The organism is Amycolatopsis albispora, from assembly GCF_003312875.1.
GTDB classification, from domain to species: Bacteria; Actinomycetota; Actinomycetes; order Mycobacteriales; family Pseudonocardiaceae; genus Amycolatopsis; species Amycolatopsis albispora.
In genome coordinates, this window is record NZ_CP015163.1 from 299,758 (window position 1) to 322,134 (window position 22,377).

A 22,377-nucleotide genomic window follows, 5' to 3' on the forward strand; every position below is an offset into this window, starting at 1 on the left:
TGAGGACCTGGTGGGGGAGAAGGGAAATCAGCCCGGTGACGACTCCACGGACAGCGGCTCGCCCGCCACGCGCCACTCGAGAATGCCGTCGTTGAGCCGCATGGCGCGGTAGCCGTTGCTGGTCAGCAATCGGACGGCGTCGTGGGAGAAGGCGCAGTACGCGCCGCGGCAGTAGACCACGATCTCGCGTTCGGCGGAAAGCTCGTCGAGCCGATCGGGCAGCTCGCTCATCGGGATGGAGACCGCGCCGGGGATGTGTCCCGCGCGGAACTCCACTTCGGGGCGCACGTCGACCACGATCGCCTGCCCCGCCTCGACTCGGCGCAGCAACTCCGCTCGGTCGATCTCCTCGATGTCATCCGTGCCGAGCGCGCGCCGTGCTGCGGTGTCCACGCCCGCCGACTGCGCGGCGGCGACCGTGAGCAGCTGGCTGTAGAGCGCGGCGACGTCGATGCTGCCGATGTGGTGGCGCACGGTGGTGCCGTCGCGCACGGTCGTGACCAGCCCGACCTGCTTGAGGATCTGCAGGTGCGCCGAAGCGGTGGTGACGTTGAGCTTGGCCGCTTCGGCCAGCTCGACCACCCCGCGCGGCCGCTGCACCAGCAGGTCGATGATCGCCAGCCGCTTGCCGTTGCCCAGTGCCTTGGCCACGCGGGCCAGCTCCTCGAACAAGGCGGACTGCAACTGCTCGGTTTTCGCTCGGCTCATCGACCTACCTTCCATATTTTCATGGAACAGTGTAACTTCGGATCGGCCGGGAGATCAAGTCGAAGGGAGCACCACTGATGTCTGCACGGGCCGGACAGGCCGAGCGGGCGCGCAAGAAGCCTGACCTGCCGATCGTTGTCTACGTGCTCGGTCTCAGCCTGTTCGCCATGGGCAGCTCGGAGTTCCTGATCTCGGGCGTGCTGCCGAAGGTGGCCGACGACCTGCGGGTCTCGCTGCCGTCGGCGGGTGTGCTGATTTCCGCGTTCGCCGTGGGGGTGCTGGTCGGGGCGCCGCCGCTGGCGGTGCTGACGCTGCGCTGGCCGCGCCGTGCCACGCTGCTGGCCAGCCAGGCGCTGTTCGTCGCCTCGATCGCGCTCGGCATGCTGGCCAGGGACTACTGGCTGGTGCTGGTTTCCCGGGTGATCAGCGGGCTGGCGTACGCCGGTTTCTGGGCGGTGGCGATGACCACCGCGGTCAGCCTGGTGCCGCCGGACCGCACGGCGCGGGCACTGTCGGTGGTGGTCAGCGGGCTCAGCCTGGCGATGGTGGTCGGCGGGCCGGCGGGCACGGTCATCAGTGATCTCGGCGGGTGGCGTGCCGGGTTCTGGGCCGTCGCCGTGGCCACCGCCGCGACCGCGGTCGCCGTCCGGCTGACGCTGCGCCAGAGCGGGCCGCTCGACGGGCCGCCGCCCGAGTTGCGGGCCGAACTGCGGGTGATGAAGCAGCCGAGGTTGTGGGTCGCCTACACCACCACCATCGCCACCACGGCGGCCTACATGGTGTCGTTCGGTTATCTCGGCGCGCTGCTGTCGGAAACCAGCGGGCTGCCGGTGGCCTGGATCCCGGCCGCGCTGTCGCTGTTCGGCATCGGTGCTTTCGTCGGCCTCACCATCGGCGGGCGGCTGGCGGACCGGTCGCCGTTCCGGGTGCTGACCGCGGGCATCTTGGGCATGATCTCGGTTTCGGTCGCGCTGGCCCTGCTCGCCGACCACCTGGTGGCGGCCATTGTGCTGACCTTCCTGCTCGGCGTGACCGGATTCCTGGTCAATCCGGCGGTGATCGGCCGCGTGTACACGATCGCGGCGAGCGCACCCACCCTGGCCGGGGCGACCAACGTCTCGGCGTTCCAGCTGGGCATCTTCCTCGCGCCACTACTGGGCGGCCTGGCCATCGGGGCGAACTTCGGCCTGGCCTCGGTGGGCTGGGTGGGTGCCGCGCTCGCGGTAGTTTCCCTCGCCGCAGCCCTGACCGACGCCCGCCTGCACCGCACTCCGGCGCAAACGGACGAGCCGCAGGCCGTGGAGGCCAAGGAACAGCCGATCGAGACGTGAGTGCATTCCGTTCCGGGTGCGCGACTGATGAATGTCCGCAGTCGCGCACCCCTCGGAATCCGGAACGGAAAAGCGCTCGGCACCGCGTTCGGTGCCGAGCGCTTTGCGCTGCCCGGAAATAGTACTGGCCGGTCAGTTTTCCCGGCTCGCCGAAAGGATTTCCCCGACGATCTTGGCCACTTCCGCGGGGGACGGCATGGTCGGGTGGCGGGAGTTCCGGCCCAGTCCGACGTCGTAGGTGTCGTGCCAGACCGGTTCGGGGACATGGCCACCATCGGCGCGGATCGTGGCGATGTTGCGCCGCGTGGCCGGTTTCTCCCACATGGCCGCGCCCATTGACGGGAAGTAGACCACCGGGAAGGTGGCGGCCAGGATCACGGTGCTCAGCCGGTTCGGCGCCGCTCCGGCCGCCGCCGCGGCGAGAACGTTCGCGGTGGCCGGGAGAACCACCAGGATGTCGTGCTCCGCGACCAGGCGCGACGGCTTGGCCGCCGGCCAGTCCGCCGGTGAATCCCCGCTGACCAACTGGTCGGCGTGCATCGCCACGGTGGTGGCCGGCAGGAACTTCTCCGCGGTGTGCGTCATGAGCACCGTCAGCCGTTCCGCCAACCGGCCGCGCAGTTCGGCCAGATAGCCGGGCAGATTGGTGACCGCAATCGAACCGGTGGCGCCGACGAGTACCCGCGGGGCCCCGGAATAGCCTGAATCTTCGATCATATCGTCATCCTGGCCCGGGTTCCCGAATATCTCCAGCGCGCGCCTTTTCCCTTTCTGGCCACAATGGACACTTGTTTGACAGTCATCAGCCCGGCTGCTGTCATCAACCCCGACGGCGGCCGTCGAGCCATTTCTGAGCCGTTCGACCGGTTTTGCTCTTCAGCGAATTGTGACGCAGTCGGAGGAAGGTGGCAGGCGGAGATGGCGGACCCGTACACGGAACTGATGAATTTGCTCAGTAGCCGCGGGGAGTTCGAACCCGTTCCGGAGACCGGCGCGGTGCGGTGCCAGGACCCGTTCCCGCTCACCGACATCCAGCACGCCTACCTGATCGGCCGCCGCCGCGGCCTCGAACTCGGCGGCGTGGCCGGCCACGCCTACTTCGAATTCGACAGCTCCGGACTGGACCTGCCCCGGCTGTCCTGGGCGCTGCGCAAGGTGATCGACCGGCACGACATGCTCCGCGCGGTGGTCGCCGACGACGAGCAGCGGATTCTCGACGAGGTGCCGCCCTACCAGATCGCCGTGCTCGACCTGCGTGACCTGCCGGAAGCCGAGCGGTCCGCGGAACTGGCCCGGGTCCGCGCCGAACTCGAGGCGCAGGTGCGGCCGGTGGCTGCCTGGCCACTGTTCGAGATCCGCGCCACGGTGCTGGCCGGGGACCGGATCCGGCTGCACCTGAGCATGGACATGCTCTTCGCCGACCTGCCCGGCCTCTTCCTGATGCTGGACGAGTGGCGGCGTTACTACGACGACGCCGGTTTCACCCCGGCGCCGCTGGAAACCTCGTTCCGCGACCAGGTGCTGGCCAGGCAGGTGAGCCTGGCGGATCCCGAGGCCTCCGGGGAAAGCTATTGGCTGTCCCGGATCGACGAACTGCCACCCGGTCCGGACCTGCCACTGGCCACCGCGCCGGAGCAACTCGGCGTACCGGAATTCACGCGCCTGCGGAAGACGCTGGACAAGGACGGCTGGACCACGCTGTGCTCCGCCGCCGCCCGCCGCGGGTGCACGCCGGACGCCATCCTGCTGGCCGCCTACCGCGAGGTACTGCGCGGCTGGTCGAAGCGGCAGGACTTCACCATCACGCGCACCCTGCTCGACCGGCTGCCGGTGCACCCGCGAGCGGACCGGGTGCTCGGGAACTTCGTCTCACCCAGCCTGTTCGCGGTGTCCGAATCGGACGGTGCGACCTTCGAGCAGCGCGTGGCCGCCGTGCACCGGCAGCTCGAAGCGGACGCACCGCACTCGTCGTTCAGCGGAATCCGGGTGCTGCGCGAGCTCACCCGGCGGCAGCGCGACGGCCGGGCCGCCGGTGTGCCCGTGGTGTTCTCCAGCACGGTGGGCGCGGAACCGACGGCGGACGCGTTGCGCGCCTTCGGCGAACCGGTGTACGGGCGGAGCCAGACCCCGCAGGTCTGGCTGGAGAACCAGCTCCTGGAGCAGGACGGCGGGCTGGTCGTCAACTGGAACGTGGTGGACGGGTTGTTCCCGCCCGGTCTGCCGGAAGCGATGTTCGACGCCTACCACGCCCTGCTGACCAGGATCGTGGACGACGAATCGGTGTGGCAGGAGACCGGCTCGGTGGTGCCGCTGCCCGCGAAGGACGCGGCCGAGCAGCAGCTGGCCAACGCCACCGCCGCGGACCTGCCACCCGCCCTGCTGCACGAGCTGGTGGCCGAAGCGGCTCGCCGCACGCCGGACGCGGTCGCCGTGTTCGCCGACGGGGTCGAGACCACCTACCGGGAACTGACCGGCACGGCGCACCGGCTCGCCCGCAGGCTGCGGGAAAACGGCGGGGCGCAACCCAACACGGTCGTCGCGGTGTCGATGCGGCCGGGGGCGGAGCTGATCGCGGCGCTCCTCGGAGTGCTGCACGCCGGGGCCGCCTACGTCTCGATCGACCCGGACCTGCCCGAGCAGCGGCGGTGGAACCTGCTCGGCCGCTGCCAGGCTGACACCGTGGTCACCACGGCCGACCTGGCCGTGGACCTGAGCTGGCCGCCGGAACTGAACGTGGTGACCCCGCACGACGACGCCACCATCGGCCAGTCCGCCGAACCGCTGGAGAGCAGGCAGGACGTTGACGACCTGGCCTACTTGATCTTCACCTCCGGCTCGACCGGTGAGCCCAAGGGCGTGATGATCTCGCACCGCTCGGCGGCCAACACCGTGCAGGACATCAACCAGCGCTTCGAGGTCACCGGCGCCGACCGGGTGCTCGCCCTCGCCCCGACTGGCTTCGACCTGTCGGTGTACGACATCTTCGGTGTGCTCGGCGCCGGCGGTGCGGTGGTCTCGACCACCGACCGGGCCCAGGACGTCGGCTACTGGACCGAGCTGATCGACCGGTACCGCGTGACCATCTGGAACAGCGTGCCCGCGCCGATGCGCCTGTGGATCGACTCGCTGGCCGGCGCGGCGCCCGGCAGCGGCGCCAGCGTCCGGCTCGCCCTGCTCTCCGGGGACTGGATCCCGACCAGCCTGCCCGGCGACATCCGGAGGTACTTCCCGGAAATGGCGGTGATCAGCCTCGGCGGCGCCACCGAAGCGTCGATCTGGTCGGTGTTCCACCCGATCGGCGAGGTGCGGCCGGAGTGGACCAGCATTCCCTACGGCAAGCCGCTGGCCAACCAGACCCTGCACGTCTACAACGAACGGCTCGAACCGTGCCCGGCGTGGGTCACCGGCGAGATCTACATCGGCGGCACCGGCGTGGCGATCGGGTACTGGGGCGATCCGGAGCGCACCGCGGAGCGCTTCATCGTGCACCCCGGCACCGGCGAGCGGCTGTACCGGACCGGCGATCTCGGCCGGTACCTGCCCGGCGGGGACATCGAAATCCTCGGCCGCACCGACTTCCAGGTGAAGATCAACGGGTACCGGGTGGAACTCGGCGAGATCGAAGCCGCGCTCGGCAAGCAGCCGGGGGTGCGGCAGGCGCTGGTGGACGCCCCGGTTTCGGCAGCGGGGCAACGCCAGCTGGCCGCCTACCTGATCACCGACGACCCCACCGCGGCCGACGCCGCGACGCTGCGCCCGGCGCTGGCCGAACTCCTGCCCAGCTACATGGTGCCGCACCACTTCGTGGCTATCGAAGCACTGCCGCTGACCGCCAACGGGAAGATCGATCGCGCGGCCCTGCCGAAGCCGTGGCTCGACGTGATCGAGTCCGACGAGCACCAGTCGCCGCGCGACCCCGTCGAGGCCGCGCTGCTGCGCATCTGGTCCGACCAGCTCGGGCACGGCGAAATCGGGGTGGGAGACGGGTTTTTCGACGTCGGTGGCGACTCGCTGCACGCGGTGGCGATCGTCCGGCGGCTGCGCGCGGAGTTCTCCATCGACTCCGCCGCCGAGCAGGAGGTGATCGAGGGCCTGTTCACCAACGCGACGATCGCGGAGTTCGCCGAGTCCATCCGGTCGCTGGCCGGGCAGCGCCGATGACCGCCCCGGACTTCGACCTGATCGTGGTCGGCGCCGGCTCGGCCGGCTCGGTCGTGGCGGCCAGGGCCGCGGCCCGCGGCCGCCGGGTACTCCTGCTGGAGGCCGGTCCCGACCAGCGGCCGCCCGGCGAGCCGAACCCGTTGCGCGACGGCACCCGGCTGATCCTGGACGGCTTCAACTGGGACTACCTGGCGAACCTGCGCACCGGCGGTGGCCGGGGCAGCGGGAGGGCCCTGTGGGAGCGTTTCCCGTACCGGCTCGGCAAGGTGGTCGGCGGCTCGTCGGCGGTGAACGGCGTGGTCGCCATGCGGGCGTTGCCCCGGGATTTCGACGACTGGGTCAAGCTGGGCAACCCGGACTGGTCGTGGGACCGGGTGCTGCCGTTCTTCCGGACGGCCGAAACCGATCTGGACTTCCCCGGCGGCCCGTCACACGGCGACCGCGGGCCGATCCCGGTGCGCCGGCCGTCGGGCGGCGAACTGCACTCGCTGGAGCTGGCGTTCTGGCGGGAATGCACGCGGATGGGGCTGCCCGAGGTGCCCGACCTCAATGACGGCACCGAATGCGGTGTGGGCGCGGTACCGGCCAACGCCGTCGGTGGTGAGCGCATGGACACCGCCGCGACCTACCTGGCCGACGCCAGGACGTACCCGGGATTCGAGCTGCGGACCGGGAGGCGGTGCAGCCGGGTCGTGCTGGCAGGCCGGCGCGCGGTCGGCGTCGAGGTGCTCGAACCGGGCGGCGGCACCACCACCGTGCGGGCCCCGGAGGTCGTGCTGTCCGCCGGCGCGATCGGTTCGCCGGTGATTCTGCAGCGCTCCGGCATCGGCCCGGCGAACCGGTGTGCCGCGGCCGGGGCCGAGCCGGTGGCCGACCTGCCTGGCGTCGGCCAGAACCTCGCCGACCACCCGTCCGTGGTGATCTGGGCCAAGCCGGTCGACGGCCTGTGCCGGACTGGGGTGCCGTGGCGCCAGGTGGCGGCCAGGGTGTCCAGCGGGGTGGCCGACGACGGCGCGGACCTGCAGGTGTGGTTGCTGAACAACGTGCCGAACGCGGCCATTCCCGGCTTCGCCGATCGGCTGGACTGGCCCATGGTGGTCGGCATCTCGGTGATGTTGCTGCGGCCGGGGGCACGTGGCTGCGTGTACCCCGGCGGCGCCGATCCGGCCGCGCCACCGGTGATCCACCTCGGGTTCGGTTCGGCGGACGGTGACGTCGAGCGGCTCGCCCACGGGGTTCGCCTGGCCTGGCGGGTGCTGCGGTCGCCGGTTTTCGCGGAGAGCCTGGAGCAGGTCCAGCTGTGGAGCGACCGGATCGTCACCGACGACCGGCTGCTGCGAGGGGCCGTGCGGAACGTGATGAGCCCCGGTTGGCACGCGGTCGGCTCCGCCCGGATGGGACCGGACACGGATCCGATGGCGGTGGTGGACCAGGACTGCCGGGTGCGCGGGATCGACGGGCTCCGCGTGGTCGACGCTTCGGTGTTCCCCACCATGCCCAGCGCGCCGACGAACCTGACCACGCTCATGCTCGCCGAAAAGATCGCCAGCGGGATGGAGGGGTGAAGCCGGTGCGGCTGTACTGCGTTCCGCACGCCGGCTCGACTTCGGCGGTCTACCGCCCGTGGCAGCGCGTGGCGCCGCCGTCGTGGCAGGTGGCTGGCCTGGACCTGCCCGGCCGCGGCACGAGAGCGAGGGAACGCAAGATCGAGGACTACCGGTCACTGGTGAAGGTGCTGGCCGAGCACGTGACCACCGACCTCACGCGCGCGGGCGAGACGGGAAAACCGCCGCGCTACGCGTTGTTCGGGCACAGTTTCGGCGCGATGCTGGCGCTGGCCGTGGCCGGTCAGGTGGCGGCCGTGCTCGGCGAACCCCCGGTGTGCGCGGTGCTTTCGGCGGCGCTGCCGCCCCGGCTGCAGCCGCGCGTCGACGAAGTGGCTTCACTCGACGACGACGCGCTGATCGACAAGGTCGTGGCCGACGGTGGTACCGCGCCGGAACTGCTTTCCTCCCGCGGGATGACCGGTTACCTGGTCCGGTTGCTGCGGGAGGACCTGGTGCTGCGGCAGCAGTTCCGGGAGGACCTCCTGCTGCGCGTGGACTTCCCGCTGGTGCTCGTCGTGGGTAGGGACGATCCGTACGTCTCGCCGGAGCAGATGTGGCTGTGGGCGGAGCACACCAGCGCGACCAGCCGCCGGGTGGAACTCCCGGGTGGTCATTTCGCGGCGATGCGGGCGCCGCAGGACATCATCGCGATCGTCGGCGAGGAAACGGGTTCCTGACATGGACATCAATCCCTACGAGGCCGAACACGAGGATTTCCGTGAGCTGTGCGGGAAGTTCCTCGAGCGCGAGGCGGTGCCGCACCACGCGCGGTGGGAACGGGACGGGATCATCGAGCCCGGGTTGTGGGCCAAGGCGGGCGAGGCCGGGCTGCTGGGCCTGGACGCGCCGGTCGAGCACGGCGGCGGCGGGCAGGCCGATTTCCGGTACACGATGGTGTTCATCGAAGAACTCATCCGGGCGGGCATCACCGCGCCGGGGTTCGTCGCGCACAACGACCTGATCTCGTCCTACCTGGCCACCCGCACCACCGCGGAGCAGCGGGCGCGCTGGTTGCCCGGCCTCTGCGCCGGCAAGCTCATCGCCGCCATCGCGCTGAGCGAGCCGGAGGCGGGCAGCGATCTCGCCGGAATCCGCACCCGTGCCGTCCGCGACGGCGACCACTATGTCCTCAATGGACAGAAAACCTTCATCACCAACGGCGAGAACGCCGATCTGGTCATCGTGGCGGCCAAGACCGGCACGCCGCGCGGCGGGCAGGCGATGACGCTGCTGGTGGTGGAGCGGGGCATGCCGGGCTTCTCGCGCGGCAGGCGGCTGGCGAAGGTCGGCTGGCCGGCCAGCGACACCAGCGAACTGTTCTTCGACGACTGCCGGGTGCCGGTGACCAACCTCCTCGGCCGGGAGAACGCCGGCATGGGGTACCTGATGGGCGGGCTGCCGAGGGAGCGGCTGTGCATCTCCGCGGTGGCGGTGGCCACGGCCGAGAAGGTGCTGGCCGAGACGCTCGGTTACGCCCGCGAGCGCAAGGCGTTCGGCCAGCCCATCGGCAGCTTCCAGCACAACAAGTTCCTGCTGGCCACTTTGGACACCGAGGTGACCATGGCCAGGGTGTTCCTCAACCACTGCGTGGCCGAGTTCAACGCCCGCAGGCTCACCGTCACCGACGCCGCCAAGCTCAAGTGGTGGACCACGGAGCTGCAGGTCCGGCTGACTGACCGGTGCCTGCAACTGCACGGCGGGTACGGCTACCTGTCCGAAAGCCCGATCGCCAGGGAATGGGCCAACAGCCGGGTGCAGACGATCTACGGCGGCACCACCGAAGTGATGAAGGAACTCCTCGGCAGTTCCCTCGGCCTGTGACCGGACACCGCACAGAAAGGAGTTCAGATGGGGGACACGGGTCCGACCGTCTACGAATGGGCAGGCGGCGCCGAGGCCTGGCACCGGCTGACCGAGGTCTTCTACCAGAAGGTGGTCAAGGACGAGCTGCTGGCTCCGCTGTTCGCGCACATGGAACCCGACCACCCGGAACACGTCGCGCTGATGCTCGGCGAGGTGTTCGGCGGACCGGCCGACTACACCGAGCGGTTCGGCGGGTACCCGCGCCTGGTGGCCCGGCACCGCGGCCGCGACATCCAGCCGGAGCAGCGCGCCCGCTGGGTGGAGCTGATGCTGGAAACCGCGGACGAGGTGGGCCTGCCCGACGACGCGCCGTTCCGGTCGGCGTTCGTGGCGTACCTGGAATTCGGCTCCAGGCGGGCCATGGCCAATTCGAAACCGGGCGCGACCCCGGGGCGGCGCGAAACCCTCAAGCTCTGGGGCTGGGGCGAGGCCGCCCCCGGCGAAGAGTGACATGGGGATCGCGGACCGGATCGAGCGGCTGCTGCGGGAGGCGCCGGACGACGCCGAAGCGATCGAGCACCACGGGGTGTGGTGGTCGTGGGGCCGGCTGCGTGCCTGCGCGCAGACGGCGGACGAGGCGTTGCGGGCCGCCAGGACCGGCCCCGGCGCCCGGGTGGGGCTGATCCTGGACAACCGGCCCGAACACGTGGCGGCGCTGGCCGCGTTGCTGGCCGGCGGGCGGTGCGCCGTCGTGCTCAACCCGTTGCAGCCCGCTGATCGGCTCGCCGCGGACATCGCCGGTGCCGGGGTTTCGACGGTGCTCGGCGGATCGGACCACCTCGCCGCCGCGGGACTGCCGACGGCCGAGGTGCGGGCGGTGGAGCTGGGCCGGGACGGCGCGGTGCGGTCGTCCGGCGGGCCGGACCTGGTGCGGCCGGGCAGCGGTCCCGGCGTCGCGTTCGAGCTGTTCACCTCCGGAACCACCGGCCCGCCCAAGCGCATCGCGCTGAGCTACCGGCAACTGGACCAGGCGCTGGCGTCCGCCGGGCAGGCCCCGGAGCCGGAGGCGCTCCTGCTGCCGTCGGTCTCGGTGATCGCCGCACCGCTGGTGCACATCGGCGGGCTGTGGGGCGTGCTCAGCGCACTGCACACCGGCCGCCGGATGGTGCTGATGACCAGGTTCTCGGTGTGGCCGTGGGTCGAAGCCGTCGAGCGGTACCGGGTGCGGGCCGCCTTCCTCGTGCCCGCGGCGTTGCGCGACATCCTGGCCGACGACGTCCCTCGTGAGCGGCTGGCTTCGCTCAAGCTGATCACCTCCGGTTCCACCGTGCTGCCCGCCGAACTGGCCGACAGCTTCTACCGGCGGTACGGCATCCGGGTGCTGACCACCTACGGCGCCACCGAGTTCGCCGGCGCGGTGGCCGGCTGGACCTACGCGCTGCACGAGAAGTGGTGGGATCGCAAGGCGGGCAGCTCCGGCCAGGCTTATCCCGGGGTGCGGCTGCGGGTGACCGGCGAGGCCGGTGCGGTGCTGCCGGCCGGCCAGGTCGGCAGGCTGGAGGTCCGGACCGCGCAGTCCGCGCGCGGCGCGGGGGCCTGGGTGCGCACCAGCGACCTGGCGCGGATCGACGAGGACGGCTTCCTCTGGGTGGTCGGCCGGGCCGACGACGCGATCAACCGGGGCGGGTTCAAGGTGCGGCCGGACGCGGTCAGGCGCGCGCTGGAACGGCACCCCGCCGTGCGTGAGGCGGCGGTGGCCGGGCTGCCGGACGTGCGGCTGGGCGCGGTCCCGGTGGCCGCGGTGGAACTCGAACCGGGGCAGCCGCGGCCCGCCGTGGCCGAACTGCTCGACCTGTGCCGCGCCGAACTGCTGCCCTACGAACTGCCCCGGCACGTCCTGCTGGTCGACGCGCTGCCCCGCAGCCCGTCGGCCAAGGTCAGCCGCACGGACGTGCTGGAGCTGGTGCGTGCCGCGCTGGCCGAGGAGGCCCTCACCCCATGACACAGGAGACACACGAGACCATGAGCACCACGGAAACCCCGCGCTCGATCCCGACCGCGCTGCCCGGCTTCACCGTTCGCGTGGCCACACCGGCCGAATGGGCGCGGGTGACCGAGTGGGCGAACCGGGAAGGCTGGAACCACGGGTTCTCCGACGCCGCCTGCTTCCTCGCCACCGACCCGCACGGCTTCTTCCTGGGGTACCTGGGCGACCGCCCGGTCGCGGCCGTGTCACTGGTCAACCACAACGACGGGTACGCGGTCTGGGGCCACTACCTGGTCGATCCCGGGTTCCGGGCCCAGGGGTACGGGCGGGCGACCTGCCGGGTGGCCCGCAAGCACGCCGGGGACCGGATCCTCGCCTCCGACGCGATGCCCGGCCAGGTCACCAACTACACCCGGTCCGGGCTGGTCCGCGCGCACGACACCGTGCACTACACGGGACTGCCGCGGCCATCCGGTGACGCCGCGGCCGGCGTGGTGCCCTACGAACCAGCTTGGCTGGACGCCGTCACCGACTACGACCGACTGTCCTTTCCGGACGGTCGCCCGGCGTTCCTGGCGCACTGGCTGGCCGCCGAGGGACACCGCACCTTCCTGCGGGTGACCGACGGGGTGCTCACCGGCTACGGCGTGCTGCGCCCCGCCCCGCTGCGCTGGCGCATCGGCCCGCTGGTGGCCGACACCGAACAGGACGGCGAAGCCCTGTTCGCCGCGCTCACGACCGGTCTCGGCCCGGACGAGGAGGTGTCGTTGTTCGTGCCCGAACGACAGGGCTGGTTCGCCGCCGCACGGGGGCTCACCGAGGAGTTCCGGGTGGTGCGCATGTACACCGCGGCCGTGCCGGAAGGCCGGGCGGAGCGCGTCTACGCCATCGGCAGCCTGGAACTCGGCTGAGCCGGGCGGAATCGGAGGAGTTGCGATGACGGACCTGTCCAAGGCACGGGGCACGCTGATGCGGCGGTTGTTCGGTTCGCGTGCCACCGAGGTGGTGGCCCTGATGGCGCGCATGGACCTCGCCGACGCCATCGGCGACGGAGTTGCCGACGCCGAGGTGCTCGCGCGGTCCTACGATCTCGCCCCGGACCGGCTGCACCGGCTGCTGCGGGCGCTGACCAGCCTCGGCATGTGCGCGGAGAGCGCACCGGGCAAGTTCACCCTGACCGAGGCCGGGGCGCTGCTGCGCCAGGACCACCCGGAGTCGATGTACGACTTCGCGCGCTTCCACACCGCGCCCGAGACCCTGCGCCCGTGGACCAGCCTGGAGCGCAGCCTGTACACCGGGCGCGCCGCGTTCGAGGAGCACTTCGGGCAGCCGCTGTACGACCACCTGGCGGACCATCCGGAACTGTCCGCGCGGTTCGCCGCGGCGATGAGCGAGGAGAGCCGGACCACCGCGGAGACGATCGCCGAGCACTACGACTTCGGGCCGTTCCGCACGGTCACCGACATCGGCGGGGGCGACGGCACGCTGATCACCGCGATCCTCCGGCGGAACCCCGGCCTGCACGGCACCGTCTTCGACACCGCCGAGGGCGTGGCCCAAGCCGCCGATCGGGTCCGGGCGGCCGGGCTCGGTGACCGCTGCGTGATCACCACCGGCGACTTCTTCACCGCGGTACCAGCGGGTTCGGACCTGTACCTGATCAAAAGCACGCTGCACAACTGGGACGACGAGCACGCCGTCCGGATCCTGCGCAGCTGCCGGGCGGCGCTGGGCGAGCACGGCAGGTTGCTGATCATCGACGTGCTGCTGCCCGAGCGGGTGGGGCCGGACCCGGCCGGGCTGAACCCGTACATCAAGGACCTGCAGATGCTGGTGCTCGTCGGCGGGCAGGAACGCACCCTGGCGGACTTCGACCGGCTGACCGCAGCGGCCGGGCTGGCCATCGGTTCCGTGGTCGCGCTGCCCGCGCACGTCGGCCTGAGCCTGATCGAAGCCAGGCCGGCATGATCCCCTCGTCGAGCACCGGTGAGCTGGTCGAACGGTGCGCGCTGCGCTACGGCGGCCAGATCGCGGTGGTGTGCGGGGAGCGGCGGCTCACCTACCGGGCCCAGCTCGCCCGCATCCGGCAGACCGGGCGCGCGCTGCTGTCGCTGGGGTTGCGCCGCGGTGACCGGGTCGCGCTGCTGATGGCCAACGGCCCGCGCCTGCTCGATGTCTACTTCGGACTGCTCTGGGCCGGGTTGGCGGTGGTGCCGCTCGATCCCGTCGGTGGACGGCGCGACCACGCGTTCCGCATCCGGGATTCGGGTGCGCGCGCGGTGGTGCACGACTCCGGCCAAGACGGCCAGGTGGCCGCGGAGCACACACTCGACGCCGAGCACCTGGCGCGGCTGGCCGATCGGGAGGCGACGGGGCCGGGACGGCCCGAGACCGGGCCGGACGATCTGTACGGCATCTTCTACACCGCCGACGCCGAGGGCCGCGCCAGGGGAGCGGTGCACACGCACGCCACCTACCTGTGGGCGGTGCTGGGGCACCTCCTCGACGCCGGGCTCGGTGAGTGCGACCGGTTCGCGCACGTCGCGCCGATCACGCACGCCGGTGGTGTGTTCGTGCTGCCGACCTGGTTGCGTGGTGGCACGAACGTGCTGCTGGAACGGTTCGACCCGGAACTGTTCGCCCACACGGTCGAAACCGAGCGGATCACCGCCACGATGGTGGTGCCCACCATGCTCAACCTGTTGCTGGACCACGTCGGTGGCAACGCGGCGGGTCTGCGGTCACTGTCCACAGTGGTCTACGGGGTGGCACCGATGCGCCGGGCGCGGCTGTTGCGGGCGATGGAGGTCTTCGGCCCGGTGCTCACCGGCCTCCACGGTCTGGCCGAAGCGCCGAACCAGGTGACCGTGCTGCGCAAGGCCGAGCACGCCATGGCCCTGCGCACCGGTGACCACGCCATCCTGTCCTCGCTCGGGCGGCCGGTGTCCCTGGCCGGGACGAGGCTGGCGGACGACGGCGAACTCCTGGTCCGTGGCCCGCACGTCGCGCGGTCGTACTGGAACGGCGACCGGCTGGACGGCTGGCTGCCCACGGGTGACGTGGTGCGTGAGGACGAACGCGGCTTCCTCCACCAGGTCGACCGGAAAAAGGACCTGATCGTGTCCGGCGGTTACCACGTCTACGCGCGACCGGTGGAGGCCGCGCTCGCCACGCACCCGGCGGTACGCGAGGTGGTGGTCATCGGGGTGCCGGACGACAAGTGGGGAGAGGCGGTGACCGCCGTGGTGGTGGCCGATCCGGCGAGCGGGGTGACCGGTGCCGAGCTGACGGCCCGCGCGGCCGAACAGGTGGGGCGAGTCCGAGCGCCCAAGGCGGTCGAATTTGTCGAATCCCTGCCGACGCTCGCTTCGGGCCTGCCCGACAAGGCCGCGGTGCGGGCGGGGCGACCGGTGGGCGGTTACCCCGCCCGGCCGCGATGAGCGCGGTGGGCCCGCTCGGCGGCGGGTTGACCATCAGCGACCAGCTCGCCCGGAACGCGCGCACGGCCGGGCAGCGCATCGCGTGCGTCGACGGCACCCGCAGGGTGACCTATCGGGAGCTGGACGAGCGGGTGACCAGGCTGGCCAGCGTCCTGCGTGCGCGGGGTGTCCGGCCCGGCGGCCGGGTCGCCGTGCTCGCGCCGAACTCGCTGGAAGTGCTCGAGACCTACTTCGCCGTCGCGCGGCTCGGCGCGATCTGCGTGCCGTTGAACTTCCGGCTGACCCCGGACGAGCTCGGCTACCTGCTGGCCGACAGCGGCGCCACGATCGTGGTGGCACACGCGTCCCTCGCCGCCGCGGTGGCGGACGTGCCCCTGCTCGTGTTCGGCGGCGAGCCGGAGCAGTACGAGCGGGCGCTGGCCCTGGCCGGCACCGAGTGCACCGAACACGTTGTGCCCGACCAAGAACCGGCGTTCATCATGTACACCTCGGGTACCACCGGGGGGCCCAAGGGTGCCGTGCTGACCCATCGCAACCTGCTGGTGCACACCTTCAGCTACCTCGCCCAGCTCGGCGGCAGGCCGGCGGACGACGCGGTTTGGCTGGCGGCCACCCCGCTGTTCCACATCGCCGCGCTGGCGGGCCTGCTGCCGACCCTGCTCCGGGGTGGAACCGTGGTGCTGGCGCCGTCCGGCCGGTTCGATCCCGCCGCCACGGCCGGACTGATGGCCCGCGAACACGTCACGTCGTGCTTCCTGGTGCCGACCCAGTGGCAGCAGCTCTGCGCGCTGCCGGACCTGGCCGGGTACGACCTTTCCGCGGTGCGCCGGGTCATCTGGGGTGCCGCGCCGTCCCCGCCCGGCCTGGCCCGCGCACTGGCGGACGCCTTTCCCGGCGCCGAGCTGACCACCGGGCTCGCGCAGACCGAATGCAGTCCGGTGACCACGGTGCTGAGCGGCGCGGACGTGTTCCGGAAGCCGGGCTCGGTCGGGACCCCGATGCTCAACGTCGAGGTCCGGGTGGTGGACGGCGAACTGCGCGACGTGCCACCCGGTGAGGTGGGCGAGATCGTCTACCGCGGTCCCACGGTGATGCGGGAGTACTGGCGCAAGCCCGCGGAGACCGCCGAAGCGTTCCGCGGCGGCTGGTTCCATTCGGGGGATCTGGTGCGGGTGGACGAGGACGGGTTCGTCCATCTGGTGGACCGGAAGAAGGACGTGATCATCTCGGGCGGGGAGAACATCTACGCCGCCGAGGTGGAACGGGTGCTCACCGCGCATCCCCGGATCACCGAGGCCGCCGTGATCGGTGTCCCCGACGCGAAGTGGGGTGAAGTCCCGCTGGCCGTCATCGGGGCCGCGGACGAGGAATCGCCCGGCCTGGCGGAGATCCGCGAATGGTGTGCGCCCCGGCTCGCCGGATACAAGCACCCCCGCGCGGTGGCGGTCGTTCCCGCGTTACCGCGCAATCCCAGCGGAAAGGTGCGCAAGGCCGTCCTGCGGGAGGCACTGGCGGCGGGTGCGCTCCGTGTTCACGAAGGAGGTCCTGTGCCAGCGGAATGCTCGTTCGATCCCTACGACCCGGCGTTGACCGAACCCGGTGTCTGGGACACCTACGCCGAGCTGCGCACGCGCTGCCCGGTTGCGCATTCACCGCACCACGGCGGTTTCTGGTTGCTGAGCCGGTTCGACGACGTGCGGACCGCCCTGCGTGACCCGGGCACGTACTCCTCGGCGTCGGGGCATCGGGTGCCCACCACCGTGGAGCGCGGGTCGATCCCGATCAACTTCGACCCGCCGCTGCACACGAGCTACCGGGAGTTGATGACCGAGGCGGTGACACCGGACAAGGTGCGCGCGTTGCGGCCGCGGCTGCGGGAGCTGATCGGGGAACTGGTCGGGGAGTTCCGCGACGCGGGCGGCGGGGACTTCGTCGGTGCGGTGGCCCTGCCCCTGCCGCTGCGGTTGCTCGCCGAACTGGTGGGCTTCGCCGACGACACGGTCGCCGAATTCCGGGTGCTCACCGAGAAGATGTGGGCGAAGGTCGCCGAGGTCGACTACGCGGACGCGATGCGGGAGATCTTCGAGCTCATGCGGCACGAACTCGCCGAACACCGCAGGCACCGGCCACCGGACTTCATCACCTCGTTGCTCGGCGCCCGCGTCGACGGGCGTGCGCTGAGCGAGGACGAGCAGTGCCGGATGCTGTCCGCCTTCGCGGTGGCGGGGCACGAGACGACGATGAACTCGATGAGCACCATGGTCTTCCTGCTCGCGGAGGACGAGGCGAGGCAGGACCGGCTGCGCGCGGATCCGGAGCTCGCCCCCAGATACGTGGAGGAGATGCTGCGCCTGCGCACCCCCGCGCAGAACTTCGCGCGGCGGACCACCCGCGAGGTCCGGGTCGGCGACGCGGTGATCCCGGAAGGAAGCGCGGTGCTCCTGTCGTACGCGGCGGCGAACCGCGACGCCGCGCGGTTCCCGGAGCCGGACACCTTCGACCCGGACCGCGACATGCGCGGCCACCTCGGCTTCGGCTGGGGCATCCACCAGTGCCTCGGCGCGAGCCTGGCCCGCGCCGAATTGACCGTGCTGCTGGAAACCCTGTGCGGGCAGCCGCCGGTCCGGCTGGCGGGTGAGCTCACCTGGAGCCCGTTGCACGGCGGGCACCACCTCGGCCCGGTCCGCCTGCCACTGCGTTTCGAAACCACCGGAAGTGACTAGGGGAGCGCCGGGCATGACCTACTCGATCGAAATCGACCGGAACGTCTGCAACGGGTACGGCAACTGCGTGGTGGCCGCGCCCGAGGTGTTCGAAGTCGATCCGAAGACCTACATCGCGCGTGTCCAGCCGGGCCGTCCGGTCGAGCTGGACGAGGCGGACGTGGAGGAGGCGGCGGCCGACTGCCCGGTGCGGGCGATCCGGCTCCGGCGATCCTGAACACCGGTACCCCCGGGCGCTATGAATGTGGCTTTCACAGCGTGTGGCGCAATGAAAGCCACATTCATAGCGTGGCTGCCAACCAGCCCGGTGGAAGCTCAGCCGGAGATCCCGGCCGGGGCGGCGCCGGTGCTCGTGGCATCCGGTGTGGTGCCCGCCCGGCGGACAAAAACCGACGCCATCGCGAGACCGACCACGATCAGGCCCGCCATCAGCAGGAACAGCGTGCGCGGGCCGTGCCCGGCGGCGAGCAGCACGCCGCAGGCGGCGGGACCCGCGATCGAGCCGAGCCTGCCGATCCCCATGTTCCAGCCGATCCCGGTGGTGCGCCGGTCGCCGTTGTACACCTGCGCGGCGACCCCGACCTGCGCGACGCAGCCACCGATCAGCCCGGCGCCCATGCCGCCGACGAGGGCCAGCAGGACGGTCGTCCCGACCGGGAGCGCGCCGGCGACCGCGAGGCACACCGCAGCCAGGCCGAGAAAGGCGACGATCATCCGGCCCGCACCGAACAACATCGTGCCCACCACCAGCACCACACCGCCGATGAGCCCGCCGAACCCCTTGACCGCGCTGCCCAGCGGGGCCTGCTCCGGCGTGAACCCGTAGTCCAGCATGAAGGTCGGCAGCCAGGATTCGAGCGTGTACATGGTGGCGAAAACCAGGATCGAGAACACCCACATCGTCGTGGTGGTCACGCCGAGCCCGCGGGAGAACAGGCCGCGCACCGACGATGGCTTGGTTTCGCGTGGGCCGGACGCCGCCGCCGGGACGGGGATGGTCCTGGCGACCTCGGGCAGGCGCCACCACAGCACGGCGATCAGCACGAGCCCGAACAGCCCGGCGAGCCAGAACACCGAGGTCCAGCCCAGCAGGGCCAGCAACCGGCTGCCGACGAGCCCGGCCACCGTGCTGCCGAAGCTCAGCCCGAGCGGGACCACCACGCTCGCCGTCTCGCGCCGCCGCGGCGGTACCACGTCCGCCGCCAGCGACGTGGCCGCCGGGAACACCACGCCGAAACCGAGCCCGGTCAGCGCCCGGATCACGGTCAGCACCGTGATGTCCTCGGCCAGCACGGTGGCCAGGGTACCCAGCGTGAACACCGCGGTCGCCAGGCAGATCACCGTGCGGCGGGGGAGCCGCTGGCAGAACCAGTTGGCGATGACCAGGCCGACGACCACGCCGATGTTGGTGGCCACGAGCGGGGCGGTGAACGCCGCCGCCGGCAGCTGCCACTCCCGGCTGAGCGTGGGCACCACCATGCTCATGGTGACGGCGTCGAACCCGTCGGCGACCAGGGTCACGAACAACAAAACGATGGTGCCGTACCGTATTTTTTCCGAGGTCAACAGTGCGTCCTCCTTCGTGCGGGTGCCGCGAGCGCGCTGGTGCGCGGGGATGAGCCGGCGCCGGAGGTCGCGGTTTCCTGGCGGGTGCGCGGCCGTCGGCCGGAAAACCCTTGATTTACCGGGTTTGGCGGAAAGACGCCGGAACAACCCGGCGCGGAAGCACCGTTACCGTCGGCGAATATCGGGCGCGAGTGACAATACGATAGGGACGCGCGGCTGTCGATCGTGTGTGCGTTCGGCGGGCATTCCCGGTGGTGGCGACGGCGGCGTGCGAGGGTGGGCGAGCATGTCGCCCGAGCACACCGGGTGGCCACCCGCTGAGGTGAACTCCGCCCGACCAGGGCGTGAAATTTCGCCCGGACGACCGCTCAAGCCCGAGCCAGGGCCAGGTCGGCTTACGCACTGTTCCAAAGTTGCATGGAAAAGTGTACACTTTCGGGTAAGCGGGCTCGGCTGGGGAGGGAGCGAATGATGCCTGCCCTCGCCGCCGTGCTGACCGGGTATTCGGCCCGGCAGCAGCCGGGTGGTTCTGTTTGGTTCCAGGTTTGCTTTCGGATTCAACGATTTCGCGGGATGCCGGACTGGGGGTATTGGAGTTGACTCGCTGCATCGAGTCCAATTCACAAGGGAATGCGCGAGAGGATTTGTTTCGTGACGATCTGCTGGCCGTATCTTCGGTGGAGGACTGGTGCTGTGAAATCCAGCCGGTCGTGGTGCCCATCGAGGTGCTGAGACCCTCCGATTCACCGCGGCTGGACGGGGAGAACCGGGAACACGCCAAGGTGCTCGCCGAGAGCGAGGCCATGCAGGTGCCGGTGCTGGTCCACCGGGCGACCATGCGCGTCATCGACGGGATGCACCGGGTGCACGCCGCTTCGCTCCGCGGTGACGAGACGATCCTGGCGCGGTTCTTCGACGGCACGGCGGCCGACGCGTTCGTGCTCGGCGTCAAGGCGAACATCACCCACGGCCTGCCCTTGTCGCTGGCCGACCGGCGGGCCGCGGCCATGCGGATCATCGCCTCGCACCCGCAGTGGTCGGACCGGATGATCGCCACCACCACCGGGCTGGCGGCAAAAACGGTGAGCATGATCCGCCGGTGCGCCGGTGGTGACGGCCCGGCGTTGAGCGTGCGCATCGGGCGCGACGGCCGGGCGCGGCCGGTCAACTGCGCCGACGGCAGGCTGCGAGCCAGCGTGCTGCTGCGCGAGCAGCCCACCGCTTCGCTGCGCCGGATCGCGACGGAGGCGGGGATTTCGCTGTCGACCGTGCGCGACGTCCGGGAACGGCTGATCCGCGGTGAGCACCCGGTGCCGCCGAGGCAGCGGCGGAAGGCGCTGTCCGAGTCCGATGACCGGCCGGGCCGGGCGCAGCCCGAAGTGGCCGCCGCGGCCAGGAAGCTGTGTGCCGAAAAGGGTGAGGGGCAGGAGTCGCTGCTGCTGCGACTGAAACAGGATCCGTCGCTGCGCTTCTCGGAAACCGGCCGCACCTTGATCCGGTTGCTCAGCCTGCACGCCGTCGGCGAGCAGGAACGGAAGCAGCTGCTCGACGCGGTGCCCCAGCACTGCCGGAACATCGTCGCGGAACTGGCCCACGCCTGCGCCGAATCCTGGCAGGAGTTCGCCTCCTGGCTTGACGAGCAGGACGCCTCGGTGAATCACTGACGCCGGTTCGGGACTGTCCACAGCGGACTCGGGCGAGAGGTGGGCCACCCCCCACTGCCCGTCCATGAGCGGGTGGTGTTCCTCAAGCCGCTGATCGACTCGCCGTCGATCGTGGTGGGGGAGTACACCTACTACGACGATCCCGGCGGGGCGACCGGGTTCGAGCACCACAATGTGCTGGCGCACGATGGACGTCGTCACCTCGATGCCCAGCCGGGGCGACACCGTGGTCGGCAACGACGTGTGGTTCGGCTACGGCTCCACCGTCATGCCGGGCGTGACCATCGGCGACGGCGCCGTCATCGCCACCGGCGCGGTGGTCACCGCGGACGTGCCGCCCTACACGATCGTCGGCGGCAACCCGGCGAAGGTGATCCGGCAGCGCTTCGGCGACGCCGAGATCGACGCGCTGCGCCGCGCCGCCTGGTGGGACTGGCCCGCCGAACTCGTCACCGAGCACGCCCGCACCATCATGACCGGCACCCCGGCCGACATCGCCCGCATCGCGGCCGAGCACGGCCTGGGAACCGCCTGACGCACCGCGGGCGCCGGGACCGTCCCGGCGCCCGCGGCCCGGCTTACGCGTTCGAAGCCACGTCGGCGAAGCGCTGCAGGTAAAGCGGCCAGCCACCTTCGGAGCCGACGCTGTCGCGCCCGCGTTCCCAGCCCGCGCCGTGGCGGTCCAGGTGCCGGTGCTCAAGCTCGACCCGGGTGCGGTCCGGTCCCTCGGCGATGAAGCGCACCTCGACTTCGCTGCACCGCGCGGGATCGGTTTCGAGCCGCCACTGGGGATCGATGTCCCAGCTGATGACAAACCGGTGCGGTGGCTCAAAAACCAGCACCCGCGCCCAGCGGCACACCGACCCGTCCTCGCCGCGGTCGTAAACCGAGCCGCCGACGTGGGTTTCGAACACCGTCTCGGCGATCGGCACCGCCAGCAGGTTGTGCTCGCGGGGCTTGATCCGGTCGAACTTCCCGGTGAACACCGCGAAGGCGCGCTCGGCCGGGACCCCGACCTCGATCTCGCGCCGCACGGACGTCTCGGTGGACGTGGTGGTCATGGCTGCTCCTCTTCTGCCAGTTGCTTGAAGTTCTCCAGTGCCTTGCCCCAGAACCCGTCCAGCTCCTCGCGCAGCTTCGCCAGGCCCCGCGGGTCGACCTCGTAGATGCGCCGCGTGCCTTCCGGGCGGTCCAGCACCAGGCGCGCCTGCTTGAGCACCCGCAGGTGCTGCGACACCGCCGGCCTGCTGATGGGCAGGTCGGCGGCCAGTTCGGTGACCGAACGGGGTCGTTCGGCGAGGCGTCGCAGGAGCTGGCGCCGGGTCGGATCGCCGAGCGCGGTCCACGCCTCGTCTACGTAAGTGGTCACTTACGTAAGTTACGACTT

General features: G+C 71.1%; 18 protein-coding genes and 1 pseudogene. 14 read left to right on the forward strand and 5 right to left on the reverse strand.

Annotation, left to right across the window (positions count from 1 at the left end):
* Positions 1-27 precede the first annotated feature (27 nt).
* A complete protein-coding gene (locus tag A4R43_RS01600) occupies positions 28-708 on the reverse strand; it encodes an ArsR/SmtB family transcription factor (RefSeq protein ID WP_205215202.1) in 681 nt (226 codons plus the stop codon).
* Positions 709-785: 77 nt separating this feature from the next.
* On the opposite strand from A4R43_RS01600, the gene A4R43_RS01605 reads away from it, so the two are divergent.
* Complete coding sequence (locus A4R43_RS01605) at positions 786-2,039, forward strand: Cmx/CmrA family chloramphenicol efflux MFS transporter (protein ID WP_113690633.1); 1,254 nt, start codon at positions 786-788, stop codon at positions 2,037-2,039.
* A gap of 132 nt (positions 2,040-2,171) precedes the next feature.
* Here the strand turns inward: A4R43_RS01605 and A4R43_RS01610 are convergent, their stop codons facing one another.
* Entirely contained in the window at positions 2,172-2,756 is a 585-nt protein-coding gene (locus A4R43_RS01610) for a flavoprotein (RefSeq protein WP_113690634.1), read from the reverse strand.
* 225 nt (positions 2,757-2,981) lie between these two features.
* Here A4R43_RS01610 and A4R43_RS01615 point away from each other — a divergent pair, with 225 nt between their 5' ends.
* The 11 genes from A4R43_RS01615 to A4R43_RS01665 are packed head-to-tail and all read left to right on the forward strand — an operon-like array spanning position 2,982 to position 17,977.
* A complete protein-coding gene (locus A4R43_RS01615) occupies positions 2,982-6,200 on the forward strand; it encodes a non-ribosomal peptide synthetase (RefSeq protein ID WP_236808705.1) in 3,219 nt (1,072 codons plus the stop codon).
* Positions 6,197-7,765 carry a GMC family oxidoreductase gene (locus A4R43_RS01620; protein WP_113690636.1) on the forward strand — a complete coding sequence of 523 codons (1,569 nt, stop codon included), beginning with the start codon at positions 6,197-6,199 and terminating at the stop codon, positions 7,763-7,765. Before A4R43_RS01615 ends, A4R43_RS01620 begins: the two co-directional genes overlap by 4 nt.
* A complete protein-coding gene (locus tag A4R43_RS01625) occupies positions 7,762-8,484 on the forward strand; it encodes a thioesterase II family protein (RefSeq protein ID WP_113690637.1) in 723 nt (240 codons plus the stop codon). The genes A4R43_RS01620 and A4R43_RS01625 overlap by 4 nt, the downstream gene beginning before the upstream one ends.
* Position 8,485: 1 nt before the next feature.
* Positions 8,486-9,628 (forward strand): acyl-CoA dehydrogenase family protein, encoded by a 1,143-nt coding sequence (locus A4R43_RS01630; protein ID WP_113690638.1) that lies wholly within the window; start codon positions 8,486-8,488, stop codon positions 9,626-9,628.
* 27 nt (positions 9,629-9,655) lie between these two features.
* Positions 9,656-10,120, forward strand: a complete 465-nt coding sequence (locus A4R43_RS01635) for a group II truncated hemoglobin (protein WP_113690639.1) — start codon at positions 9,656-9,658, stop codon at positions 10,118-10,120.
* A gap of 1 nt (position 10,121) precedes the next feature.
* Positions 10,122-11,612 carry a class I adenylate-forming enzyme family protein gene (locus A4R43_RS01640; RefSeq protein WP_113690640.1) on the forward strand — a complete coding sequence of 497 codons (1,491 nt, stop codon included), beginning with the start codon at positions 10,122-10,124 and terminating at the stop codon, positions 11,610-11,612.
* A complete protein-coding gene (locus A4R43_RS01645; RefSeq protein ID WP_236808706.1) occupies positions 11,609-12,508 on the forward strand; it encodes a GNAT family N-acetyltransferase in 900 nt (299 codons plus the stop codon). The genes A4R43_RS01640 and A4R43_RS01645 overlap by 4 nt, the downstream gene beginning before the upstream one ends.
* Before the next feature lie 25 nt (positions 12,509-12,533).
* Positions 12,534-13,565 (forward strand): methyltransferase, encoded by a 1,032-nt coding sequence (locus A4R43_RS01650; RefSeq protein ID WP_113690642.1) that lies wholly within the window; start codon positions 12,534-12,536, stop codon positions 13,563-13,565.
* On the forward strand, positions 13,562-15,037 hold the full coding sequence (locus A4R43_RS01655; RefSeq protein WP_205215203.1) for an AMP-binding protein: 1,476 nt from the start codon (positions 13,562-13,564) through the stop codon (positions 15,035-15,037). Before A4R43_RS01650 ends, A4R43_RS01655 begins: the two co-directional genes overlap by 4 nt.
* Entirely contained in the window at positions 15,034-17,760 is a 2,727-nt protein-coding gene (locus A4R43_RS01660; RefSeq protein ID WP_113690643.1) for a cytochrome P450, read from the forward strand. The genes A4R43_RS01655 and A4R43_RS01660 overlap by 4 nt, the downstream gene beginning before the upstream one ends.
* Before the next feature lie 13 nt (positions 17,761-17,773).
* A complete protein-coding gene (locus tag A4R43_RS01665) occupies positions 17,774-17,977 on the forward strand; it encodes a ferredoxin (protein WP_113690644.1) in 204 nt (67 codons plus the stop codon).
* A 98-nt stretch (positions 17,978-18,075) separates the two neighbouring features.
* On the opposite strand, the gene A4R43_RS01670 is transcribed toward A4R43_RS01665, so the two are convergent.
* Positions 18,076-19,281: an MFS transporter gene (locus A4R43_RS01670; RefSeq protein ID WP_257791797.1), complete on the reverse strand. Its 1,206-nt coding sequence runs from the start codon at positions 19,279-19,281 to the stop codon at positions 18,076-18,078.
* Positions 19,282-20,051: 770 nt separating this feature from the next.
* Here A4R43_RS01670 and A4R43_RS01675 point away from each other — a divergent pair.
* Positions 20,052-20,990: a ParB/RepB/Spo0J family partition protein gene (locus A4R43_RS01675; protein WP_236808708.1), complete on the forward strand. Its 939-nt coding sequence runs from the start codon at positions 20,052-20,054 to the stop codon at positions 20,988-20,990.
* Positions 20,991-21,029: 39 nt separating this feature from the next.
* Positions 21,030-21,525: pseudogene (locus tag A4R43_RS01680) on the forward strand (CatB-related O-acetyltransferase).
* A gap of 43 nt (positions 21,526-21,568) precedes the next feature.
* Here the strand turns inward: A4R43_RS01680 and A4R43_RS01685 are convergent.
* A complete protein-coding gene (locus A4R43_RS01685) occupies positions 21,569-22,051 on the reverse strand; it encodes an SRPBCC family protein (RefSeq protein WP_113690646.1) in 483 nt (160 codons plus the stop codon).
* Positions 22,048-22,359 carry an ArsR/SmtB family transcription factor gene (locus A4R43_RS01690; protein WP_113690647.1) on the reverse strand — a complete coding sequence of 104 codons (312 nt, stop codon included), beginning with the start codon at positions 22,357-22,359 and terminating at the stop codon, positions 22,048-22,050. Before A4R43_RS01690 ends, A4R43_RS01685 begins: the two co-directional genes overlap by 4 nt.
* Positions 22,360-22,377 lie beyond the last annotated feature (18 nt).

Bases quoted from the DNA above. Each gene is read 5' to 3' on its own strand.
- A4R43_RS01600 (WP_205215202.1), bottom strand. From the start codon at position 708: ATGAGCCGAGCGAAAACCGAGCAGTTGCAGTCCGCCTTGTTCGAGGAG.
- A4R43_RS01605 (WP_113690633.1), top strand. From the start codon at position 786: ATGTCTGCACGGGCCGGACAGGCCGAGCGGGCGCGCAAGAAGCCTGAC.
- A4R43_RS01610 (WP_113690634.1), bottom strand. From the start codon at position 2,756: ATGATCGAAGATTCAGGCTATTCCGGGGCCCCGCGGGTACTCGTCGGC.
- A4R43_RS01615 (WP_236808705.1), top strand. From the start codon at position 2,982: ATGAATTTGCTCAGTAGCCGCGGGGAGTTCGAACCCGTTCCGGAGACC.
- A4R43_RS01620 (WP_113690636.1), top strand. From the start codon at position 6,197: ATGACCGCCCCGGACTTCGACCTGATCGTGGTCGGCGCCGGCTCGGCC.
- A4R43_RS01630 (WP_113690638.1), top strand. From the start codon at position 8,486: ATGGACATCAATCCCTACGAGGCCGAACACGAGGATTTCCGTGAGCTG.
- A4R43_RS01635 (WP_113690639.1), top strand. From the start codon at position 9,656: ATGGGGGACACGGGTCCGACCGTCTACGAATGGGCAGGCGGCGCCGAG.
- A4R43_RS01640 (WP_113690640.1), top strand. From the start codon at position 10,122: ATGGGGATCGCGGACCGGATCGAGCGGCTGCTGCGGGAGGCGCCGGAC.
- A4R43_RS01645 (WP_236808706.1), top strand. From the start codon at position 11,609: ATGACACAGGAGACACACGAGACCATGAGCACCACGGAAACCCCGCGC.
- A4R43_RS01650 (WP_113690642.1), top strand. From the start codon at position 12,534: ATGACGGACCTGTCCAAGGCACGGGGCACGCTGATGCGGCGGTTGTTC.
- A4R43_RS01655 (WP_205215203.1), top strand. From the start codon at position 13,562: ATGATCCCCTCGTCGAGCACCGGTGAGCTGGTCGAACGGTGCGCGCTG.
- A4R43_RS01660 (WP_113690643.1), top strand. From the start codon at position 15,034: ATGAGCGCGGTGGGCCCGCTCGGCGGCGGGTTGACCATCAGCGACCAG.
- A4R43_RS01665 (WP_113690644.1), top strand. From the start codon at position 17,774: ATGACCTACTCGATCGAAATCGACCGGAACGTCTGCAACGGGTACGGC.
- A4R43_RS01685 (WP_113690646.1), bottom strand. From the start codon at position 22,051: ATGACCACCACGTCCACCGAGACGTCCGTGCGGCGCGAGATCGAGGTC.